The sequence below is a fragment of the Rhodococcus sp. NPDC079359 genome, assembly GCF_040702585.1.
In the GTDB taxonomy this organism is placed as follows: Bacteria; Actinomycetota; Actinomycetes; order Mycobacteriales; family Mycobacteriaceae; genus Rhodococcoides.
The window spans coordinates 58,201-79,136 of record NZ_JBFBLH010000001.1; the positions used below are offsets into that span (position 1 = coordinate 58,201).

At 64.4% G+C, this 20,936-nt stretch carries 22 protein-coding genes and 1 tRNA gene; 13 read left to right on the plus strand and 10 right to left on the minus strand.

Annotated features, from left to right (window positions below):
* Positions 1-9: 9 nt before the first annotated feature.
* Positions 10-588, minus strand: a complete 579-nt coding sequence (locus AB0362_RS00275) for a PPA1309 family protein (protein ID WP_317809461.1) — start codon at positions 586-588, stop codon at positions 10-12.
* A 276-nt stretch (positions 589-864) separates the two neighbouring features.
* Between AB0362_RS00275 and AB0362_RS00280 the strand changes: the two genes are divergently transcribed.
* On the plus strand, positions 865-3,825 hold the full coding sequence (locus AB0362_RS00280) for a UPF0182 family protein (RefSeq protein WP_188078571.1): 2,961 nt from the start codon (positions 865-867) through the stop codon (positions 3,823-3,825).
* Positions 3,826-3,972: 147 nt separating this feature from the next.
* On the opposite strand, the gene AB0362_RS00285 is transcribed toward AB0362_RS00280, so the two are convergent.
* Positions 3,973-4,542, minus strand: a complete 570-nt coding sequence (locus AB0362_RS00285) for a transglycosylase family protein (protein WP_317809322.1) — start codon at positions 4,540-4,542, stop codon at positions 3,973-3,975.
* Positions 4,543-5,044: 502 nt separating this feature from the next.
* Here AB0362_RS00285 and AB0362_RS00290 point away from each other — a divergent pair.
* Positions 5,045-5,121 (plus strand) — tRNA-Met (locus tag AB0362_RS00290).
* Positions 5,122-5,230: 109 nt separating this feature from the next.
* A complete protein-coding gene (locus AB0362_RS00295; protein ID WP_317809324.1) occupies positions 5,231-5,743 on the plus strand; it encodes a putative immunity protein in 513 nt (170 codons plus the stop codon).
* Here the strand turns inward: AB0362_RS00295 and AB0362_RS00300 are convergent, their stop codons facing one another.
* Both AB0362_RS00300 and AB0362_RS00305 read right to left on the minus strand, forming a co-directional pair.
* Positions 5,744-6,355 carry a hypothetical protein gene (locus tag AB0362_RS00300; RefSeq protein ID WP_317547128.1) on the minus strand — a complete coding sequence of 204 codons (612 nt, stop codon included), beginning with the start codon at positions 6,353-6,355 and terminating at the stop codon, positions 5,744-5,746.
* 7 nt (positions 6,356-6,362) lie between these two features.
* The gene (locus AB0362_RS00305; RefSeq protein WP_262498299.1) at positions 6,363-6,605 is read right to left on the minus strand and encodes a hypothetical protein; all 243 of its coding nucleotides are present in this window, start codon (positions 6,603-6,605) and stop codon (positions 6,363-6,365) included.
* A 16-nt stretch (positions 6,606-6,621) separates the two neighbouring features.
* On the opposite strand from AB0362_RS00305, the gene AB0362_RS00310 reads away from it, so the two are divergent.
* Positions 6,622-7,167 carry a GNAT family N-acetyltransferase gene (locus AB0362_RS00310; RefSeq protein ID WP_262498300.1) on the plus strand — a complete coding sequence of 182 codons (546 nt, stop codon included), beginning with the start codon at positions 6,622-6,624 and terminating at the stop codon, positions 7,165-7,167.
* On the opposite strand, the gene AB0362_RS00315 is transcribed toward AB0362_RS00310, so the two are convergent.
* From AB0362_RS00315 to AB0362_RS00330, 4 genes are all read right to left on the minus strand, one after another.
* Positions 7,140-8,420, minus strand: coding sequence for an RNA polymerase sigma factor (locus AB0362_RS00315; protein WP_317809462.1), 1,281 nt, complete (start codon positions 8,418-8,420; stop codon positions 7,140-7,142). The two genes, AB0362_RS00310 and AB0362_RS00315, sit on opposite strands and share 28 nt — an antisense overlap.
* A gap of 31 nt (positions 8,421-8,451) precedes the next feature.
* Positions 8,452-8,796, minus strand: coding sequence for a YciI family protein (locus tag AB0362_RS00320; RefSeq protein WP_317809326.1), 345 nt, complete (start codon positions 8,794-8,796; stop codon positions 8,452-8,454).
* Between the two features lie 185 nt (positions 8,797-8,981).
* Positions 8,982-10,202: an acyl-CoA dehydrogenase family protein gene (locus tag AB0362_RS00325; protein ID WP_032397698.1), complete on the minus strand. Its 1,221-nt coding sequence runs from the start codon at positions 10,200-10,202 to the stop codon at positions 8,982-8,984.
* A gap of 44 nt (positions 10,203-10,246) precedes the next feature.
* On the minus strand, positions 10,247-11,656 hold the full coding sequence (locus AB0362_RS00330; RefSeq protein ID WP_037190220.1) for an acyl-CoA dehydrogenase family protein: 1,410 nt from the start codon (positions 11,654-11,656) through the stop codon (positions 10,247-10,249).
* Positions 11,657-11,798: 142 nt separating this feature from the next.
* On the opposite strand from AB0362_RS00330, the gene AB0362_RS00335 reads away from it, so the two are divergent.
* Complete coding sequence (locus tag AB0362_RS00335; RefSeq protein ID WP_317809329.1) at positions 11,799-12,173, plus strand: DUF1304 domain-containing protein; 375 nt, start codon at positions 11,799-11,801, stop codon at positions 12,171-12,173.
* Position 12,174: 1 nt separating this feature from the next.
* On the opposite strand, the gene AB0362_RS00340 is transcribed toward AB0362_RS00335, so the two are convergent.
* Positions 12,175-12,966 carry an inositol monophosphatase family protein gene (locus AB0362_RS00340; protein WP_317809330.1) on the minus strand — a complete coding sequence of 264 codons (792 nt, stop codon included), beginning with the start codon at positions 12,964-12,966 and terminating at the stop codon, positions 12,175-12,177.
* Between the two features lie 59 nt (positions 12,967-13,025).
* Positions 13,026-13,517 (minus strand): carbonic anhydrase, encoded by a 492-nt coding sequence (locus tag AB0362_RS00345; protein ID WP_317784113.1) that lies wholly within the window; start codon positions 13,515-13,517, stop codon positions 13,026-13,028.
* A gap of 213 nt (positions 13,518-13,730) precedes the next feature.
* On the opposite strand from AB0362_RS00345, the gene prfB reads away from it, so the two are divergent.
* From prfB to AB0362_RS00385, 8 genes are all read left to right on the plus strand, one after another.
* Positions 13,731-14,843, plus strand: a complete 1,113-nt coding sequence (gene prfB, locus AB0362_RS00350; RefSeq protein ID WP_317809332.1) for a peptide chain release factor 2 — start codon at positions 13,731-13,733, stop codon at positions 14,841-14,843.
* Positions 14,844-14,881: 38 nt separating this feature from the next.
* Positions 14,882-15,781 (plus strand): mechanosensitive ion channel family protein, encoded by a 900-nt coding sequence (locus AB0362_RS00355; RefSeq protein WP_149405496.1) that lies wholly within the window; start codon positions 14,882-14,884, stop codon positions 15,779-15,781.
* Positions 15,778-16,224 carry a hypothetical protein gene (locus tag AB0362_RS00360; protein ID WP_317809333.1) on the plus strand — a complete coding sequence of 149 codons (447 nt, stop codon included), beginning with the start codon at positions 15,778-15,780 and terminating at the stop codon, positions 16,222-16,224. Before AB0362_RS00355 ends, AB0362_RS00360 begins: the two co-directional genes overlap by 4 nt.
* Positions 16,225-16,310: 86 nt before the next feature.
* On the plus strand, positions 16,311-17,000 hold the full coding sequence (ftsE, locus tag AB0362_RS00365; RefSeq protein ID WP_027496574.1) for a cell division ATP-binding protein FtsE: 690 nt from the start codon (positions 16,311-16,313) through the stop codon (positions 16,998-17,000).
* A gap of 63 nt (positions 17,001-17,063) precedes the next feature.
* Positions 17,064-17,969, plus strand: coding sequence for a permease-like cell division protein FtsX (ftsX, locus tag AB0362_RS00370; protein WP_068045894.1), 906 nt, complete (start codon positions 17,064-17,066; stop codon positions 17,967-17,969).
* An 83-nt stretch (positions 17,970-18,052) separates the two neighbouring features.
* Entirely contained in the window at positions 18,053-18,526 is a 474-nt protein-coding gene (gene smpB / locus AB0362_RS00375) for an SsrA-binding protein SmpB (protein WP_027496576.1), read from the plus strand.
* Positions 18,527-18,534: 8 nt separating this feature from the next.
* A complete protein-coding gene (locus tag AB0362_RS00380; RefSeq protein ID WP_317532478.1) occupies positions 18,535-19,389 on the plus strand; it encodes a DMT family transporter in 855 nt (284 codons plus the stop codon).
* Positions 19,390-19,420: 31 nt separating this feature from the next.
* Positions 19,421-20,881: an SDR family NAD(P)-dependent oxidoreductase gene (locus AB0362_RS00385; RefSeq protein WP_262498301.1), complete on the plus strand. Its 1,461-nt coding sequence runs from the start codon at positions 19,421-19,423 to the stop codon at positions 20,879-20,881.
* Positions 20,882-20,936: the final 55 nt, after the last annotated feature.

The following is a 20,936-nucleotide window of genomic DNA, read 5'->3' on the forward strand; positions in this document are numbered from 1 at the left end:
GCCCAATCGCTAGTCGTCGTCGACGGTATCGAACGTGGCGTAGAGACCGTGCACGACGTTGGGGGCCAGGTCCTCCGCGACGCGAAGGTCGATGGGTGCGAAGGGATCGGCGTCCTCGTCCGGGTGCAACTGCAGAAGAGTCAGGGACGGACCGTCCTTGAGAACCGCGACGATCAACCGAGCATCTCGTTTCTCGGGATGGTTCTCGGCGGCCGAGCGAGCGGCCTGGTCGGCGGCATCGGGATCGGCGAGTAGTGGGATCAAGGCATCGTCGAGGGTCGATTCGGCTGCTGGGGGAAGAACCACGATCTCTTGGACCAAGGCGCATCCGACGACACCCTCGGGCCACGTGGAGGTGGCCAGGAACTCGTCCAGGGCGGGGGAGCCGCCGGTGATGTCCTCGGGTAGCGAATGCTGTTGGATCGGAGTCAGGGCAGCGCCGTCGGCCAAATCGTCGAGCAGTCCCGGCTCGGCCGCGGCGAGTGCGGCTGTGGGCACCAAAGCGAACATCTGGGGTGCCTGGTGCCATCCGCCGGCATCGACGAAGTCCGCCACCTCCCGCGCACACCGCGCCAAGGCGTCGGCCACATCCTGTCCACCCGTCTCGGGGTCGAACTCGACACCGAAATCGTCTCGGCCGGGCACTCCGTCGCTGTCGTTGCTCACCGCACTATCCTCGCATTCGGATGGTTCCTCGGATGCGAGGCTCCTGACCTGCGGTCGGCTGTGGCCGCGGTACGGGCGTCGCAGCCGTAGGATCAACGTACGTACAGTAGGGCGAAACGGACATGCGGCGCACGGCGAGTGCGCCGCCGAAGTCATCTGCGGCGCCGGTCGGCGTCGCCCGAAGTTGGAGTGTGGCTCGTGGGCATGAGGCCCCCCACCGGTATGCCGTCCTTGTCGCGGCGCAGCCGGATCTTGCTCGTATTGGCCTTGGTAGCAGCAGGTTTGCTACTCATCGGTCCCCGTCTGATCGACGTGTACACGAACTGGCTGTGGTTCGGCGAAGTCGACTTCCGCGGCGTGTACACCACCACTCTGCTGACGCGGTTGGTGATCTTCTTCGTCGTCGCCCTGGTTGTCGGACTCATCGTGTTCGCAGCTCTGGCGGTGGCGTACCGCAACCGTCCGGTGTTCGTGCCCGTCGCCGGGCCCAACGATCCGATCGCGCGATACCGCACCACGGTGATGAGCCGACTGCGCCTGTTCGGCATCGGAATTCCTGTGGTGTTCGGGTTCTTGTCCGGCATGATCGCCCAGACCAATTGGGCGACCGTGCAGTTGTTCATCCACGGCGGCGACTTCGGCATAACCGACCCGCAGTTCAATCTGGATGTCGGTTTCTACTCGTTCGACCTCCCGTTCTACCGGTTCATCCTCAATTGGCTGTTCGTCGCCATCCTGGTTGCCTTCTTCGCGAACCTGGTCACGCAGTACGTGTTCGGTGGAATTCGTCTCGCCGGGCGCGAGGGTGCACTCACTCGCGCAGCGCGGATTCAACTCGCGGTTCTGGCCGGTACTTTCGTCCTGCTGAAGGCCATCGCGTACTGGTTCGATCGGTACACGCTGCTGTCGAGCAGTCGCAAGGAGCCGACGTTCACCGGTGCCAGCTTCACCGACATCAACGCGGTGTTGCCGGCCAAACTGATCCTGCTGGCAATCGCCGTCATCTGTGCAATCGCCTTCTTCGCAGCGATATTCCTGCGTGATCTCCGTATCCCGGCGTTGGCCACGGCTTTGTTGGTGCTGTCGTCGATCCTCATCGGCGCCGTCTGGCCGCTGGTGATGGAACAGTTCTCGGTGCGCCCGAACGCGGCGGACAAGGAGAGCACGTACATCGAGCGGAACATCGCAGCAACCCGAGACGCGTACGGCTTGAACGACGACGTGGTCACCTATCGGGACTATTCCGGTGAAGCAGCATTGAGCCCCGGCGAGGTGGCGTCCGAGTCGGCCACGATGTCCAACATTCGCTTGCTCGACCCCAACATCCTCGCGCCCACCTTCACCCAGCAGCGTCAGATCCGTAACTTCTACGGGTTCCCCGACACGCTGGCCGTCGACCGATACCCGGATGCGGACGGCAACCTGCGCGACTACGTCGTTGCAGCCCGCGAGATCTCACCGCAGACGCTCGACGCGAACCAGCGTGACTGGATCAACCGCCACACCGTGTTCACACACGGAAACGGCTTCGTCGCAGCGCCGGCCAACTCCGTCGACGAGGCCGTCGCAGACGAATCAAGCGGTGGACGCGGTGGTTACCCGAACTACCAGGTCAACTGGATCGAGAACGATTCCGAGGGCACCATCCGCAAGGACGGACCCGGCGACCTGGATCAGCCGCGCATCTACTTCGGCCCGGTCATCGCCAACTCCGACGCGGACTACTCGATCGTCGGTTCCACCGGCGAGCCCCGCGAGTACGACACCGACAGCAAGAGTTACACCTACACCGGTGCCGCAGGCGTCGACGTCGGTAACTTCTTCAATCGACTCGTGTTCGCCAGCAAGTACGCCGAGCGCAACATCTTGTTCTCGAGCGTGATCGGGGACGAGTCGAAGATCCTGTTCAACCGTGACCCCCGCGACCGCGTACAGAAGGTCGCACCGTGGTTGACCACGGATGGATCGACCTACCCGGCGATCGTCGAGGGCAAGCTCGTCTGGATCATCGACGGGTACACCACGTTGGACAACTTCCCGTACGCCCAGCGGATGTCGCTCGAGGACGCCACTGCCGACAGCATCGAGTCGACGACGACACGTGCGTTGCCGAGCCGAGAGGTCTCGTACATCCGAAATTCGGTCAAGGCCACCGTCGATGCATACGACGGCACCGTCAAGCTCTACGAGCAGGACGAGAACGATCCGGTGCTCAAGGCATGGGAAGGCGTGTTCCCGGGAACCGTCATTCCGAAGGACCAGGTGTCCGACGAGCTGCGCGATCACTTCCGCTACCCGGAAGACCTGTTCAAGGTCCAGCGTGAACTGCTGACCAAGTACCACGTCAACGATCCGCGAGAGTTCTTCACCAACAACGCGTTCTGGGAGGTTCCCACCGACCCGACCGCAGAGAACACCGCGGCCAAGCAGCCCCCGTACTACGTCGTCGCATCCGATATCTCGAACCAGGAGAATCAGGCGTCGTTCCAGCTGACCAGTGCGTTGGTCGGTTACCGCCGAGAGGTGTTGGGCGCGTACGTCAGTGCGGATTCCGATCCGGAGAACTACGGCAAGATCACCGTGTTGAGATTGCCGACGGATACATCCACGCAGGGTCCGAATCAGGTGCAGAACCAGATGACGACCACGACCGACGTGTCCGAGAGTCTCGGTATCGTGCGCCGTGAGAACACCGTGGAGTTCGGAAACCTGCTGACACTCCCGGTCGGCGACGGCGGATTGATCTACGTGGAACCGGTGTACGCCTCTCGTACCAACGAGGCGTCGGCCTATCCGCAGTTGATTCGGGTGTTGGTCTCGTACGAGGGCCGCGTCGGGTACGCCGCGACACTGCCCGAAGCCATCGAGCAGGTGTTCGGAGCGGGTGCCGGACGCACAGTCACCGCACCCGGTGAGACCGACGGAACCACGCAGCCCGGCGCTGTTCCCGAAACCGCGCCGTCCGACGGAGGTACGCCTGCGGCAACTCCGGCGCCGGCCACCGGTGGTTCGACGACCAGGGATGCGGCCGTGTCCGAATTGAATTCGGCACTCGCGGCCGTGCGCACTGCACAGCAGAGTGGAAATCTCGCGGAGCTCGGTACTGCGTTGGAGGATCTGCAGACCGCCGTCGATACCTACAACCAGGCAGGTAACTGATCGCTGAGGCCACGGCCTGCTGACCGAGCGAAAGAGCCGCCTCACCGAATGGTGAGGCGGCTCTTTCGTCGTTCGTCACCTGGCTCGTTCACGCTGTGCAGCAGTGCAACTCCGAGGTGAGTGGCAGCTCGACGAACTGCCGGGCGATCAGCGTCCGATGGGCGCGAGCACCGGGGCGTTGGCAGCAACGAAGTGCTGGAACTGCGTGCTCAAGCCGTACTGGTCGGCAAGCTTGGACGCTGCGTCGAACGCGCCCTGTGCAGCCTGCGTGGCCGCTGCGGCCTCGGGAGCCACGGCCGGTGCCGGTGCCGGTGCCGGTGCGGGAGCCGGCTGCGGTGCCGGTGCGGGAGCTGCCTCGGGCTCGGGAGCGGAGGCACCCTTGCTCAGCTGCTGACCGCACACGGGCCATGCGCCCGGTCCCTGGGTCTGAAGGGTGTTCTCCGCGACGCGGATCTGCTCGGCCTTGGATGCGTTGGCCGGTGATCCGGATCCGCCGTTGGCCGTCCAGGTGCTCTGAGAGAACTGCAGGCCACCGTAGTAGCCGTTTCCGGTGTTGATGCTCCAGTTGCCACCGCTCTCGCACTGCGCGACCGCGTCCCAGTTGTTCGGGGCTGCGTTGGCGGTTCCGGCAGAGATACCGAGGGGGATTGCTACAGCGGCACCTGCGATGACGGCCATTCCGAGTGCGCGCTTGCCGACATTGTTCAGTGTGGTCATTCGGGGTGAATCCTCTCCGCGCTCGACTGGCGCGACTGGCCTGCAATCACCTCGCCGGTGTGGATGGCGTTGGCGACCAGGCGCTTCGTATCGTCGCGGCTCTGCCCCCGTACGTCTTGGGGACCACACCCGCGGGGCAGAGCGAAAGGAGCGGCGGGGTGGTGCAGGCCCAGCGGTTTAGGGCCGTCCGTGAAGGTAGTCGAGGATCTGCTCACCGTCACTGAGCCGTAATGGGATGGTTGATGTCCACATATTGGGACGATGGGGGGTGTTTCCGCAGCTCAGACCAGCTCGTGGCGCTAATGTTTCTACTTCGTAACCCGAACGTTATGTGACTCGAAACACGCCCCAAAAGAGACGCGGAGCACTATTTTCTGCGGTGTTCGGCGTGATAAGCGCGTGCCGTGACGCGTCGCGGTGCACTCGTCGGGGTGCGCGAGGACGCGGAGAAGTCACGTGATTTGCATTGGTTGTACGCACGGGAGTAACTTCGTAGACGCAACGCGGGGTGGAGCAGCTCGGTAGCTCGCTGGGCTCATAACCCAGAGGTCGCAGGTTCAAATCCTGTCCCCGCTACCACTGAAGAAGACCCAGGACATATGTCCTGGGTCTTTTTTCGTGCTCTGATGGGTCCGGAACGGACTCTCGGCCGCAGTCTGCACGTTCGATACCGGAAGGTTCGCCTCGCATGATTCTCCCCGCCGTCAGAGATCCGCGCCTCATCACCGTGCATCGCGGCGGCCTTCTGTCCGATGACGACCATCGGAGCCTTGCGCTCTGGGCGGCCGAGTGTGCGGAACATGTTCTCCACCTGTTCGAGGAGCTCGAACCTTCCGACTCGCGGCCGCGTGAGGCAATCGACGGTATCCGTGCGTGGACGCGCGGCGAGCTCGCGATGATGGCAACCCGCGCTCTCGGCGGGCACGCCATGGGTGCGGCACGGCCGCTGCACGGTTGCGCTCGCTTCGCCGCATACGCCGCGGGGCAGGCAGCCTGTGTGGCACACGTACCCGAACACGACCTCGGAGCGGCCGCCTATGCCATCAAGGCAGCTCGGGCGGCCGCGCGTGACGGCCTGGAGCCGAGTGCAGGTCGAAAGGAACTCGAATGGCAGCGCGACCGGCTCCCGAACAGTGTGCGAAAACTGGTGCTGGAAGACCAGGAGAGAAGGAACAGTATCTGTTGGTCTTTGTTCGCCTGATTACGTCCAGGTGACCGATACCGTCAGAAGCTCGCGCGGGACGATCACCGACCGCAGATCGGTCGGCGTCAGCAGTGTTCCTGGCACCAGAGATACGTCGGGCAGGAAGCGAACGGTGGTGCCGGTGCTGCCGGTCGACGCAGCCGAGCTCAGCTCGGTGACGGGAACTCCGTGCTCGTACCGTCTGGTCCACGAACCATCGACCCGCCGGTTGGTGTGTTCGAGCATCCGCGAGAGAGCAGCCACTGTGGACATCCCACGTCGAGCGTGTCCGTCGTCGAGCATGACGGGCTGTGATTCGTCGAAGAAGCGGACATCTTTCGTGCTGACGACGGGCTTACGGATGGCTACTCCGTCGTCGAGCCTGGTGTCGGTGCCTCGACCTGCGTCGGACACCTCGACAGTCCCGTCCGCGCCCAACACGACTGTCGCGTGACCACCGCCCTGATGTTCTGCTTCGTCCACCGCGTAGGCGAGTACCTCGAGAACCAGGTGCAGAACTCCGCCGGGCGCGTATTCGCCGGGTCGAGATCTGATGTGCGACAGATGATCCAGATCGACGTCCACCGACCAGTCGTGTGTGGTCGTGGACCACGTGTGGCGACTGGGCATCGGGAGTTCAGTCCGTGATCTGCTCGCGGGCATCGTCACTGGTGACTGCTTCGGAAGGGGCGGGGCCTCCTTCGTCGTCTGCATCATCGGCAGTGAGGTCGACGGTGTCCACACCTTCGAGTGCGGTCAGTTCCTGCTCTGCCTCGGCGATGAGGCCTTTCGCATTCTCTTCCATCTTCTTGATCCACTCGGCCATGACGGTGACACCCTTCGCTCGATCGTGTACCACCGGTCTACCAGACTTCGTCACCCCTAGGATCCATGGTGTGCGAACACGAACCTCGCGTCTCGATCTCGACGAGCCGGTCGGCACGGATCTCGATGAGCTGTACGCGATCTGCAGCGACCCGCAGTCGTGGACGCACTTCCCGAGCCTGCGACACACCGATCCCGCTGCAACCGAACGAATGTTGCAGAGCTGGGCGGAGCAGTGGCGGCGGGATGGACTGTCCACGTGGATTATTCGTGAGCGCGGCAGCCGCACGATCAGTGGCTACGGCGGATGCTCGAAGCGGCGGAACACCTTCTGGAATCTCGGGTATCGCCTCCATCCCGACGCACAGGGCAACGGGTATGCCGCGGAGATGTGTGAGATCGCAGCCGAGTGTGCGCACCGAACCGAGCCCGAATTGCCGATCGTGGCGTACCTCCTCGAACACAACGTCGCGTCGGCCCGAGTGGCCGAGCGCGCGGGCTTGCAGTTGATCGCCCGTGGACCCGACGTCGGCAATCCCGATGTCGACGCAGTACGCCTGGTGTACGCAGACCGCTCGTTGACTGCAGATCAGGTGGACGTGGTGCTGTCGGCCTGACCGGGGTACGCGCGCACCTCCGCGAGCCGACCGCGAAGCAGGCGTTTCTCCGGTGCGGTTCGGGCGAAATCCAACGCTCGTCGATAGTCGATTGCCGCCTCGTCGAACCTGCCGAGTCGTTGCAGCAGATCTGCTCTCGCCATGGGATACGGGTGATAGCGGCGTAGGGACGGCTCGTCGGCAAGCAGGTCCAATTCGTGCAGACCGGCTGCGGGACCGTCGCGCATCGCCAGCGCAACCGCCCGGTTCAGCGCGACGATGGGGCTCGGTGCCCGCGTCATGAGTACGTCGTACAGGGCAACTATCTGAGGCCAGTCCGTGCTGTCGGCGTCGAGTGATTCGTCGTGCAGTGCAGCAATGGCAGCCTGTAGAGCGTAAGGACCGCTCCCGCCGCCGCCGAGAGCCTCGACCACGAGTTCCGTACCCTCGGCGATGAATTCGGCATTCCAGAGTCGACGGTCTTGGTCGGCCGACAAGACGATCTCACCGTCCGGTCCGGTTCGCGCGTCGCGTCTGGCATCGACGAGCAACATCAGCGCCAGTAGACCGATCACCTCGGACTCCGTCGGCAAAGCGGCGTACAGGAGTCGGCCCATCCCGAGGGCCTCGTCGGTGAGATCGATTCGTCCGACGTGATCACCCGACGTCGCCGAATAGCCCTCGGTGAAGATCGAATAGATCACCTCGAGCACCATCGGGACCCTGCCTGCCAACTCGTCCGGGCCCGGGAGACGGAACGGTATCCGTGCGGCCCGAATCTTGTTCTTGGCTCGCACTATTCGCTGCGCTGCTGTCGCCGGGGGGATCAGCAGCGCCCGGGCGACCTCGCCGGTGGTGAGACCGGCCAGGCATCGAAGAGTCAGTGCGAGCCGGTCACCGGCGGCAAGGGCAGGGTGCGCGCAGGTGAAGAACAACTGCAGTCGGTCGTCGGGCAGGGTCTCGTCGAGCGAATTCAAGCGACTCGGTTCGCTACGATCCGTATCCGCCTGCAGCACCCCGACTTTCGCGGCCAGGGTCTGGTCGCGCCGCAAGCGATCGACTGCCTTCCGTCGGGCAGTGGTGAGCAACCAGGCGCCGGGCTTGGCCGGGACACCATCGACCGGCCAGTGTTTCAGGGCCGATTCGATGGCGTCCGAGGTCACTTCTTCGGCGAGGTCGAGGTCGCGATACCGCTGCACCAGCGAGGCGAGCAGTATCGAGCGCTCGGCTCGGAAGACCGAGTCGAGCGCTCGACCAACCTCGGCATCGGTCACCGAAGAACCGAGTACGTCGGGCTTCGGCGGTTCAGGACTCGGCAAGGGGACGTACGATCACCGTGCCGCCGTCCTTGGAGCCCGGGCATCGGGCTGCCCATTCGAGTGCAGCGTCCAGGTCGGGAACGTCGATGACGTCGTAGCCACCGAGAACCTCATGAGATTCGGCATACGGGCCGTCGGTGACGCTGCGTTCTCCGGTGGCGGCGTCGACGCGAACAGCCGTGGCCGTGGTGAGGTCGGCCATCGCGTGACCGGAGACGTGAACGCCCGCCTCCTTCATCTCCTTCTCGTAGGTCATCCAGTCCTCGACACTGCTGCAGCCCGGTGCTGCTCCGGGTGCGGTGTCTGCGTTGATCAAGAGGATGTATTTCATGGTGCGCTCCTGGGTTCGGTACCTCGGTGTCGCGGCGCGAGTCGCCGTACACGATGACGACGTTCGACAGACCACGATATCGACACCGCCTCCCGATTTTTCTTTCTCACACACGAAAAACGGCACCGGACGCAAAGTCCGGTGCCGTTCAGCGGTTACTCCTCGGCTCGACGACGAGCCAGGTGTCACTTCAGTTCTGCCGACGACTTTCCGAGTACACGGCGAGCAACGATCAGCTGCTGAATCTGCTGCGTTCCCTCGAAGATGTCGAGAATCTTGGAGTCGCGGCTCCACTTCTCGAGCAGCGGGCGCTCCGAGTAGCCGTACGTGCCGGCCAATTCGACTGCCTTGAGGGTGATGTCGACTGCCGAGCGACCGGCCTTGGCCTTGGACATCGAGGCCTGGAGGGAGTTCGGCTCCTTGTTGTCGGCCATCCACGCCGCACGCAGTGCGAGCAGATGTGCTGCCTCCCAGTCCGCTTCGAGGCGCAGGAACTCCGCGGCCGCCGCGTGCTGGTTGTAGGCGGGCGTCTCGTAGGAGATGTCGACTCCGGCGTCCACCAGGATGGAACGCAATTCTTCGAGAGCCGCACGTGCGACGCCGATCGCCATGCCTGCCACCAGAGGACGGGTGTTGTCGAACGTCTGCATGACGCCGGCGAAGCCCTTCTCGACGTTCACTTCGGCGGTGCCGAGCAGGTTGTCCTTCGGGATGCGGCAGTCCTCGAGCAGCAGGGCTGCGGTGTCGGACGCCTTGATGCCCAGCTTGTGCTCGAGGCGGGCGACCGAGAGGCCCGGAGCGTCACGCGGGACGACGAACGATTTGATGGCCGCGCGGCCGAGAGACTTGTCCACCGTTGCCCACACCACGATGTGGGTGGAACGCTCGCCGGCGGTGACGTAGATCTTTTCGCCGTTGAGCACCCATTCGTCGCCGTCGAGGACAGCGGTGGTGGTGACGGCCGCAGAGTCCGATCCGAAGCTGGGCTCGGTGATGGCCATCGACGCCCATACCTTGCCGAAGCGCTCGAGCTGCTCGTCGGTGGACACCGCCGCGATAGCCGAGTTGCCGAGTCCCTGGTAGGGGATCGACAGCGTGAGGCCGACATCGCCCCAGCAGGTCTCGATCACGTTCACCAGAGCGGACATGTTGCCGCCGTTGGCATTCGCGGTCTTGCTGGGCTTGGCCGACTCGCTGTCCTTCTCGCGGCCACCGGCGGCTCCGCCGATTTCGCCACCGGCGTCGGACATGCCTTCGACCATCGACGCCATGGTGTCGAGCTCCACCGGGTACTCGTGCTCGGCGAGGTCGTACTTGCGGGAAATCGGGCGGAAGATCTCGGCAGCGACCTGGTGAGCCTGATTCGCCTGCGCCCGAAGCTTCTTGGGAAGTTCAAGATTGATCATCGTGTATGTCCTTGGGTGAGTGCCATGGAATTCGGGGCGGCGAGCTAGATGAGAACGATGCCCTCGGCGACGCCGACGGACCGCAGATCGCGGTACCAACGCTCGACCGGGTGCTCCTTGGTGAAACCGTGACCGCCGAGCAGCTGCACGCCGTCGGAACCGATCTGCATGCCCTTCTCGGATGCGAGTCGACGAGCCAGCGCGGACTCACGAGTGAACGACAGTCCCTGCTCGGCGCGAGACGCACCGCGCAGCGTGACCAACCGCATGCCATCGAGCTCGATGGCGATGTTGGCGACCATGAAGGCCACGGCCTGACGGTTGCTGATCGGCTCACCGAAGGCAACACGGTCGTTGACGTACGGAACGACGTAGTCGAGTACGGCCTGGCTGGTGCCGACGGCCAGTGATGCCCAGCCGAGGCGCGCCAGTCCGATGGCGGCGCTGTACTCGGCGGCCCGCTGATCTGCGTCACCGTCACCGAGCAGTGCCGACTCGGGAACTGCGACGTCGGTCAGGATCAGGCGACCCAGGCCTGCTGCGCGCAGGCCCATGCTCGGGTCGGCTTCGACGACAAGGCCCTTGGAGTCGGACTCGACGATGAAGAATGCCGGACGGCCTTCGAGTTCTGCGGCGATGACGAACAGCTCGGAGCTGCCGGCAGCGGGTACGAGACTCTTGACTCCGTTGAGCTTGTAGCCGCTGGGGGAGCGAACGGCCTTGGTCTGCAACGCGTACGGATCGAACAGTGCGCGGGGCTCGTTGACGACCACTGCTGCGTTCGGCACCTTCTCGCCGACGAATGCGGGGAGGTAGGTCTTCTGCTGTGCGTCGGTGCCCCACTGGGTGAGCGCGACGGCGACACCGCTGGGCGCGAGGATGGGCAGTGCCAAGCCCATGTCGCCGTGGGCGAGTGCCTCGGCGACGAGAGAATTGGTGACCGCGCCACGCTCGCTGGCGGCACCGTCGAGTTCCTCGGGAACGTTGATGAGCGTGATGCCGAGCTCGGCGGAACGACGAACCAGATCCTCGGGCGACGAGGCGCTGTGGTCTGCGTCGAAGGCGGCCGGGCGGAGGATCTCCTCGGCGAACTCCTTGACCGTCTCGACGATCATGCGCTGTTCGTCGTCGGGCGTCAGGTCGAAGTAGCTGAGGTTCTTGGCGGCACCGTCGTCGAGACGCTTGGGCTTGCCGCCACCGGTGACCTTGGCGAACGTGCGATTGGCAGCGCCGAGGGTCTTGAACCCGGTCTTGGTGCTCTCGTACGTCACCCGGTCGATGGTCTGGCGGAGGTTGTACTTCTCCGCCAGTTCCGATCCGGTGATGGCGGTCAGAACGCGCATGGCGGTTCCGATCGCATCTCTCTTGAACGGGTTGAGGCCAACCGCAGAAGTATCGCGGGGCACCTTCGGGGCCTTCGCGTCGACCACACTGTCTTGCTTGCTCATGATCACCAGTTCCTCGGCGTCGGGCACGGACTCCACAGATCTTACTCCCGAGTAAGATAGCTGTCTACTGTCGAGTAAGTTGACCTTTCCGGGAGGCCGGCGAACCGAACGTCGCCTCCGGCGACGAGGGGTATGGCACGCTACGTCCGTGCATCCGATCGCCCAGGTCTTCGCCGCCATCGCCGCGGCCCTTCACGTCGTCATCTTCGTCATGGAAAGTGTCTTGTGGTCGAAGCCGGCCATCTGGGCCAAGTTCGGCGTCGCGAGTCAGAACGAAGCCGATGTCGTGAAGCCGATGGCGTTCAATCAGGGCTTCTACAACCTGTTCCTGGCCGTCGGCATCGTGGTGGGCCTCGTGTTGGGCGGGTCCGCAGGCGACGCAGTCGTCTACTTCGCGTGCGCGAGCATCGTCGGCGCAGCGATCGTTCTGGCGACCGGCGGTGCGAAGTATTTCCGGGCCGCATTCGTCCAGGGCATCACACCGCTGATCGCGCTGATTCTGGCTGCAGTTCTCCAGGCGTGAGTCAGGCGCTGGGGGACAGGGACGCGAGGACCTGGTGTTGCAGTAGACCGTTGGTGGCCACGGCGCTGCCACCGTGCGGGCCTGCGGTGGCGTCGAGTGCGGTGAAATCGCCTCCGGCTTCACGCACGAGGACATCGAGTGCGGCCAGGTCCCACAGCGAGACCTCGGGTTCTGCGGCTATGTCGACCGCCCCCTCTGCGACGAGGCAGTAGGAGAAGAAGTCGCCGTACCCGCGAACCCGCCACACGGCGTCGGTCAGATCGAGGAACCGATCCCTGATGCCGAGTTCCGCCCACCCACTCAGGCTCGAGAAACTCAAGCTCGACGACGCCAGCGAATCGACCTTCGAGACCTCGATCCGGCGCGGGGTACCCCCGTCCGATGCCGTCCAGGCTCCCAGATCGAGTGCGGCCCACCACCGTCGGCCCAAGGCGGGTGCGCTCACCACGCCGACACGGGGTATTCCGTCGTCGAGCAGCGCGATCAACGTCGCCCACACCGGAACGCCACGGACGAAGTTCTTGGTGCCGTCGATGGGATCGACGACCCACTGGCGTCCGCTGAACGTTGCAGTGCCGCCGAATTCCTCGCCCAGCAACGCGTCTGCAGGGCGCTGCGCTCCGAGCACGCCGCGGATCGTCGTCTCGACGGCCAGATCCGCGTCCGACACCGGTGTCAGATCCGGCTTGGAATCCACCGCGAGGTCCATGGCGAGAAATCGCCGCCGGGTGATGGCGTCGGCCTCGTCGGCGAGTCGGAGGGCGAGAGAAAGATCAGCGGCGTAGTCGGTCACCGGAGAAGACTATCGCCGCGCACACGGCGTCTCGCATGTGGCGATATGTGCGTTTCGGCCTATCCGGTGACTTCGTTCAGCTTTCCGCTTGCCACGTCGAAGACGAAGCCTCGAATGGATTCGTGCTTCGTGACGAACGGGCTCTGCTCGATGCGTGCCAGCGATTGGCGAACATCACGGTCCAGATCGGTGAACGACTCGGCCGCCCAGTTCGGCTTGATACCGGTCTCGTCCTGAAGATCGTTCTTGAATTGGTCGTCGGTGAACGTGAGCATGCCGCAGTCGGTGTGGTGAATGAGGATGATCTCCTTCGTGCCGAGTAGCCGTTGGCTGATGGCCAGAGATCGGATCTCGTCGTCGGTGATCACACCGCCCGCATTCCGGATGACGTGGGCTTCACCGTCGGCCAAACCGAGGATTCGATACACGTCCAGTCGAGCGTCCATGCACGCCACCACTGCCACGTGCTTCGACGGCGGCAGTGGCAGGGGACCGCCGAACGTCGCGGCGTACGCCTTGTTGTTCTCGAGGTACTGGTCGGTGACGGTCATACGACGCTCCTGTGTCCTGCGGGGTGTGGCCGGCACCGGGCGGTGGCAGGCATGTCGATGTGCGCATATGTCGACGCGTCGAAGCTAACAGCGGACGAGGTGCCCGGACAGGGTTCGAATCAGCACGGTTCGAACCCTGGCCGACCACCCGTCTTCGTCGTCGGATTCGGGGGCGGTCGGGTTCGGGTTCGCGTGCCGGTAACCTTGACTCTCGTGCATCCCGACGTTTCTGCAGACCTCGCCGAGCTCGACACCACTCTCTCCACCGTCGAGTCCGTTCTCGACGTCGAGGAACTGCGGCGACGCATCGACGAACTCGAACATCAGGCGGCCTCACCGGACCTGTGGAACGACCAGGAACACGCTCAGCAGGTCACCAGCCAGCTGTCCCACGCGCAGGCCGAGCTGCGCCGCGTCGAAGAGCTCCGACAGCGCCTCGAGGACATGCCGGTGCTGTACGAGCTCGCCGAGGGTGAGGAAGGTGACGACGCCGCATCCGCCACCGCCGATGCCGACGCCGAACGCGCGTCGCTCCGTGAGGACATCGCAGCCATGGAAGTACGGACCCTGCTGTCCGGTGAGTACGACGCACGTGACGCGCTGGTCAACATCCGGTCCGGTGCAGGCGGAATCGACGCCGCCGACTGGGCCGAGATGCTGATGCGCATGTACATCCGCTGGGCCGAGAAGCACGGCTACGGTGTCGAGGTCTACGACACGTCCTATGCGGAAGAAGCCGGCATCAAGAGCGCGACGTTCGCGGTCAAGGCTCCGTACACGTACGGCACGTTGTCGGTGGAGCAGGGCACACACCGGCTCGTGCGCATCAGTCCGTTCGACAACCAGGGTCGACGCCAGACGTCCTTCGCCGAGGTCGAGGTTCTCCCGGTCGTAGAGACCACCGACCACATCGAGATCCCCGAGAACGACATTCGTGTGGACGTGTACCGCTCGTCCGGACCGGGTGGGCAGTCGGTCAACACCACCGACTCCGCCGTTCGGTTGACGCACATCCCGACGGGGATCGTGGTGACCTGCCAGAACGAGAAGTCGCAGCTGCAGAACAAGGTGTCGGCCATGCGAGTGCTGCAGGCCAAGCTGCTCGAGGTCAAGCGCAAGGAAGAACGCGCCGAGATGGACGCCCTCAAGGGAGACGGCGGCAGCTCCTGGGGCAATCAGATGCGCTCGTACGTACTGCACCCGTACCAGATGGTCAAAGATTTGCGTACCGAGTACGAGGTGAACAATCCGTCTACTGTTCTCGACGGAGACATCGACGGATTCCTGGAATCGGGAATTCGATGGCGAATGCGGGGGGAGCATTAGATGACCGGTCATTGCGCAGGCTCCACTCAGACGATCCGATGACGAGCTGGTTGAACCCGACGCTCGACCTGAAGCAGAATGCCCTCGGCATACTGCTGTACATCCTCGGCGGGCTTCTGGCGGCGCGCTTCGTCACCTGGACCGGGTCGCGGATCACTGCCCGCATCGACCAGAACTACCAGCACAGCGATGCGCTCGTGCGGTCCGAGGCCGCCAAGCATCGGCACGCCCTTGCCCAGGTCATCACCTGGGTCGTGGTCACCCTCATCTACATCCTGGTCACCATCGAGGTGCTGAGGCGTTTCGGATTCGGCGTCGGCGGGCTGGTGGCACCCGCAACGGTCATCGGCGCGGCACTCGGTTTCGGCGCTCAGCGCGTGGTGCAGGACATTCTGGCCGGGTTCTTCATCATCACCGAACGTCAGTACGGATTCGGTGACGTCGTGCAGATTGCCGTCAACGGTTCGGCCGAGGACGCCGAGGGCACGGTCGAGGATGTGACGCTGCGCGTGACACGAGTGCGCAGCGTCGACGGCGAGGTGATCACCGTGCCGAACGGGCAGATCGTCAAGGCGATCAACCTGTCGAAGGACTGGGCGCGCGCCGTCGTCGACGTTCCCGTGCCGAGCACCGCGGATCTCACCCAGGTCAACGCACTGCTGCGCACAGTCGGCCGCGACGCGTTCGCGGACACCCGGCTTCGTCCACTGTTGCTCGACGAACCGACCGTGATGGGCGTGGAGAGCATCGAGGTGGGCCAGGTCAACGTTCGTCTCGTGGCGCGAACATTGCCCGGCAAGCAGTTCCAGGTGGGACGAGAACTTCGTGTCCGGGTGGCTGCCGCACTACGCCCCGAGGGCATCAGTGTTGCTCCCGATGTCAGTACGGCCGGGGTCGCACCGGATGCGTCGGGACGAGACCGGAGGGAGGATCAGTGAGCACGACGGAGACCGGAACCGATCACCCGCGACGGAACTGGCGACAGTGGCGCATACCGGCCAAGATCAACGGTCGCGTCCGGACGTCCACCGTGGCCTTCGGCATCTGCTTCGTGCTCACAGGTCTGTGGTACGGCCAGGTCAGCGCCGAGATCGCCGAAAGGGACAGCGAACAGATTCAGGGACCGATTGCTGTCGATCCGGGCGAGCTCACCCCGTACATCCAGCCGCAAACCTCGGAGCCGAGTTTCACGAGCACCACGGTGACACCCAGGCCGACGGCCACCACCGATCCGGATGGATCGGACAGCGTCGACGGATCCGGTCAGCCGGCGACCACGACGACTGTGCCACCGACGACGACCGCGCCGTTCGGCGTGCCGATTCCGCCGGCAATCCAGTCGCTGATACCCAGCCAACCTGCGCCGACATCCGCGCGCTGAGTCGGCCTTTACCGTCTCTCGGGACTCGCCGCGACGCCCGAGCGGTTCCGGCAGCTACCGGCGAGTAAGGACTACACTGGCGACCCGTGATCAGCACCTCGAATGTCTCCAAGTCCTACAAGACCTCCACCAGGCCCGCCCTGGACAAGGTGACGGTCTCCATCGACAAAGGCGAGTTCGTGTTCCTGATCGGCCCGTCGGGTTCGGGGAAGTCGACGTTCATGCGGCTGCTGCTCAAGGAGGAGACGCCCACCTCCGGCGACATCCATGTTGCCGACTTCCATGTCAACAGGTTGGCGGCCCGTCGTGTCCCGCGGTTGCGGCAGAGCATGGGCTGCGTGTTCCAGGACTTCCGTCTGCTGCAGCAGAAGACCGTCGTGGAGAACGTGGCGTTCGCTCTCGAGGTGATCGGCAAGCCGCGCTCGATGATCAAGCGCACCGTCCCCGAAGTGCTCGACCTCGTGGGACTCGGCGGCAAGTCGGATCGTCTGCCCAACGAGCTGTCCGGTGGTGAACAGCAGCGAGTCGCCATCGCTCGGGCGTTCGTCAATCGTCCGCTCGTGTTGCTCGCGGACGAGCCAACCGGAAACCTCGATCCGGATACCAGTCAGGACATCATGCTGTTGCTCGAGCGCATCAACCGCACCGGAACCACGGTGCTGATGGCCACCCACGACAACCACATCGTCGATTCGATGCGCCGACGCGTCGTCGAGCTCGACAACGGACGAGTCGTTCGTGACGAGGCCCGCGGGGTCTACGGCGTCGGTCGCTGACGACACACGACCAGGACCTATCGGACTTCACGACCGAACGAATCGAAGGGCTCGGATTCCGCGATGCGCGCAAGTTTCATCTTCAGCGAGGTCTTCACCGGACTTCGCCGCAACATCACCATGACGATCGCCATGATCTTGACGACCGCTATTTCTCTCGGCCTGTTCGGCGGGGGACTGCTCGTGGTGCAGATGGCGGGCAAGACCCAGCAGATTTTTCTCGATCGGGTCGAAGTGCAGATCTTCCTCACCGACGATATCTCGGCAACCGATCCCGATTGCGCCGAGGACACCTGCGCCACCCTGCGCTCGGATCTGGAGAGCACGCCGTCGGTGGTGTCGGTGCAGTACCTCAATCGTGAGGATGCGGTGAAGGACGCCACCGAGCGAGTGTTCAAGGACCAGCCCGAGCTGGCCGAACTGGTCAGTGCCGACAGCTTTCCCGCGTCGTTCAAGGTTCGTCTGAGTGACCCGGAGCGGTTCGGGGTGATCAACGACAACTTCGAGAATCGACCCGGCGTGCAGAGCGTGCTGAACCAACGCGACCTGGTCGAACGCTTGTTCAGCGTGCTCAACGGCGTGCGCAACGCTGCATTCGCCATCGCCACGGTGCAGGCGATCGCCGCAATCCTGTTGATCGCCAACATGGTTCAGATCGCGGCGTTCACCAGACGGACCGAGGTGGGCATCATGCGCTTGGTCGGTGCCACTCGCTGGTACACCCAGCTGCCGTTCCTGCTCGAGGCGGTGGTGGCGGCCTTGATCGGCTCCGCGCTTGCCATTGCCGGCTTGTTCACGGCCAAGAACATGTTCATCGACGACGTTCTCTCGGATGTGTATCAGGCCAACATCCTGGCCCGGATATCGAACAGTGACGTGCTGCTCGTCTCGCCGTTCCTGGCGCTGGTGGGAGTCGGCATGGCTGCGGTGACGGCCTACATCACGTTGCGCCTGTACGTGCGCGAATAAATTCGCTTGCCGTTCGGTTCTATGCTGGAGCGGTTGCCCGTGGAACCGGTCTGCGCGACGAACGCTCGAGAAAGGGCCCTGCAGTGAGAGAGAAGGGCCGCAAGGCCATCGCGACCAATCGCAAGGCGCGGCACAACTACTCCATACTCGACGTCGTCGAGGCCGGAGTTGCCCTCGTCGGAACCGAGGTCAAGAGTCTGCGTGACGGCAAGGCCTCGCTGGTCGACGCCTTCGCGACCGTCGACGACGGAGAGATCTGGCTACGCGGACTGCACATCGCGGAATACACGCTCGGTAGCTGGACCAACCACGCGCCGCGGCGCAACCGCAAACTCCTGTTGCACCGCCGCGAGATCGACCGACTCGCAGGCAAGGTAAAAGAGGGCAACCTGACGTTGGTGCCGCTGTCGATGTACTTCTCCGACGGCAAGGTCAAGGTCGAGCTGGCACTGGCCAAGGGCAAGCAGGACTACGACAAACGACAGTCGCTGGCCAAGCGCACCGCCGAACGCGAGGTCACCCGCGAGTTGGGCCGTCGCGTGAAGGGAATGCGCTGACCGCTGTTCTGCTCGCTCTGGTAGCTGCCGTCGGCTACGGGGTGAGCGATTTCGTCGGCGGTGTCGCATCCCGCCGGGTCGCCGCCCTCCGGGTGGTCATCGTGTCCTACCCGCTCTCGCTGGTGATCGTTCTGCTCGTCGCTCCGTTCGTCGGCGGCACCATCGAGCTCCCGGCGATGCTCTGGGGACTGGCCTCGGGTGTCGCAGGCGGAGTTGCCGTGTGGTGGTTCTACCTGGCCCTCGCCGCCGGACCGATGGCCGTGGTCTCGCCGGTCACCGCGGTGCTGGTCGCCGGTATCCCGGTGCTGGTCGGATTGTCGATGGGCGAGCGGCCCGGCGTGATCGCGTTCGTCGGTATCGCCGTCGCACTGGTGGCCGTGGTGCTGGTCAGCAGAGAATCACCGGACAAGGTGACCGGTGAGGTTGCCGGTGGTCGAGAGATGAAGTTCACCCGAACGGTCGCCTGGTTGACGGTCGGTTCGGGGGTGACGTTCGCGTTCGCCTTCATCTTTCTGCACCGGATCGGGGACGGCAGTGGGCTGTGGCCGCTGGCGGCGTCGCGCGCATCGGCGACCGCGGTCGTCTGGATCGTGGCCCTTGCCTCCGGGCACTTCTCACTCCCGCACGGCAGCGTGCTCAAACTCGCCGCCTTCGTCAGCGTGCTCGACGTCGTGGCCAACGCTGCGATGATCTACGCCTACCAGGGTGGTCTGCTGTCGCTGGTGAGCGTCATCGCCTCGCTGTATCCCGCGGCCACGGTGTTGCTGGCGATGGTGATGCTCGGCGAGCGCGTCGGCACTCTGCAGAAGATCGGTATGGCGTTGGCGCTCGGCGCCATCGCGATGATCGCGCTCTCCGGTTGAACCGCACCGCGCGGGGGTAATGACTCCGCTTATGACAGGTTACGATTCGCCTTCCCACGATCCCGCAGTTCAGGACGACGCTCGGCCTACCCGCGTTCTGGTGACCGGTGCCACGGGATACCTGGGTGGACGACTGGCTCCGCGACTCCTGGAAGAGGGGTACACGGTCCGCGTGCTGGCACGCACCCCCGCCAAGCTCGACTCCGTGCCGTGGGCGGCCGATGTCGAGATCGCTCAGGGCGATCTGAGCGATCGGGAATCGTTGAAGGCAGCGCTCAGCGGAGTCGACATCATGTACTACCTGGTGCACTCGATGGGCACTGCAGGTCACTCGGATTTCGCCGACACCGAACGCGACAGCGCCGAGAACGTCGCAGCCGTAGCAGCGGAATGCGGCGTGGGGCGGATCGTCTACCTCGGCGGGCTGCACCCGCCGACCGGTGAGCTCTCACCACACCTGAAGTCGAGAGCCGAGGTGGGACGCATCCTGATCGACTCGGGTGTGCCGACGATCGTGCTGCAGGCAGGCGTCGTGATCGGATCCGGTTCGGCGTCGTTCGAGATGATTCGGCACCTCACCAATCGGCTACCGGTGATGACCACACCGCGGTGGGTACACAACCGCATCCAACCGATCGCCGTTCGCGACGTGTTGCACTACCTGATCGGGGCCGCGAGTGCGCCGATCACCGAATCAAGGACGTTCGACATCGGTGGTCCCGACGTCATGCAGTACGGCGAGATGATGAACATCTACGCCGACGTCGCGGGCCTGCGGCAGCGTCGAATCATCGTTCTCCCGGTGCTGACTCCTCGACTGGCCGGCCACTGGATCGGTTTGGTGACTCCCATTCCGCGCGGCCTGGCGATGCCGCTCATCGAATCTCTGCAGTACGACGCCGTAGGCCACGAGATGGACATCGACGCCGTCGTACCGCGTCCGGACGGCGGCCTGACCGGCTACCGCGACTCCGTGCGATTGGCACTGCGCAAGATCGACGACGGTGAGGTCGAGACGCGGTGGACCGACGCCACCGGTACCGCGGCACCGTCGGATCCGTTGCCCTCGGATCCGACATGGGCAGGGGAGGTCGTCTACACCGACACCAGGGTCGCCCGAAGCGCGGCACCGTCGACCGCGATCAGGCCCGCTCTCGAACGATTGGCCGACGCCGACGTTCTCACCGGTTGGCGTCGCGACGTCACCGGACCAGACGCATCCGCGTCGGGCACCGAACACACCACTCGGCTCAAGTCCTCGACTCGACTTCCCGGGGAGGCCTGGCTCGACCTGACGGTGGGAGGAACTGCAAAGCAGCCGACCATCGAGCAGCGGCTGGTGTTCTTTCCTCGCGGTCTTGCCGGTCGGGCTGTCTGGTACGCCTCGCTGCCGGCACGCCTGGTCATGACCCGTCGAATGTTGCGCACAGTCGTGCAGCGAGTGGACGACGATGCCGCGTCGAACACGACGGATCGCCGGGTCGGCCGTTAATGGAATGAATGTGCTCGGGAGAGGCGTTACACTGAACAGCCCGGACACGGTGTTC

What these genes read in the sequence shown, in the direction of transcription:
- AB0362_RS00325 (WP_032397698.1), bottom strand. Translation starts at nt 10,202, where the DNA reads ATGATCAATCTTGAACTTCCCAAGAAGCTTCGGGCGCAGGCGAATCAG.
- AB0362_RS00385 (WP_262498301.1), top strand. Translation starts at nt 19,421, where the DNA reads ATGACAGGTTACGATTCGCCTTCCCACGATCCCGCAGTTCAGGACGAC.
- AB0362_RS00320 (WP_317809326.1), bottom strand. Translation starts at nt 8,796, where the DNA reads ATGAAATACATCCTCTTGATCAACGCAGACACCGCACCCGGAGCAGCA.
- AB0362_RS00355 (WP_149405496.1), top strand. Translation starts at nt 14,882, where the DNA reads ATGACGAGCTGGTTGAACCCGACGCTCGACCTGAAGCAGAATGCCCTC.
- AB0362_RS00345 (WP_317784113.1), bottom strand. Translation starts at nt 13,517, where the DNA reads ATGACCGTCACCGACCAGTACCTCGAGAACAACAAGGCGTACGCCGCG.
- ftsX (WP_068045894.1), top strand. Translation starts at nt 17,064, where the DNA reads ATGCGCGCAAGTTTCATCTTCAGCGAGGTCTTCACCGGACTTCGCCGC.
- AB0362_RS00285 (WP_317809322.1), bottom strand. Translation starts at nt 4,542, where the DNA reads ATGACCACACTGAACAATGTCGGCAAGCGCGCACTCGGAATGGCCGTC.
- AB0362_RS00300 (WP_317547128.1), bottom strand. Translation starts at nt 6,355, where the DNA reads ATGCCCAGTCGCCACACGTGGTCCACGACCACACACGACTGGTCGGTG.
- AB0362_RS00295 (WP_317809324.1), top strand. Translation starts at nt 5,231, where the DNA reads ATGATTCTCCCCGCCGTCAGAGATCCGCGCCTCATCACCGTGCATCGC.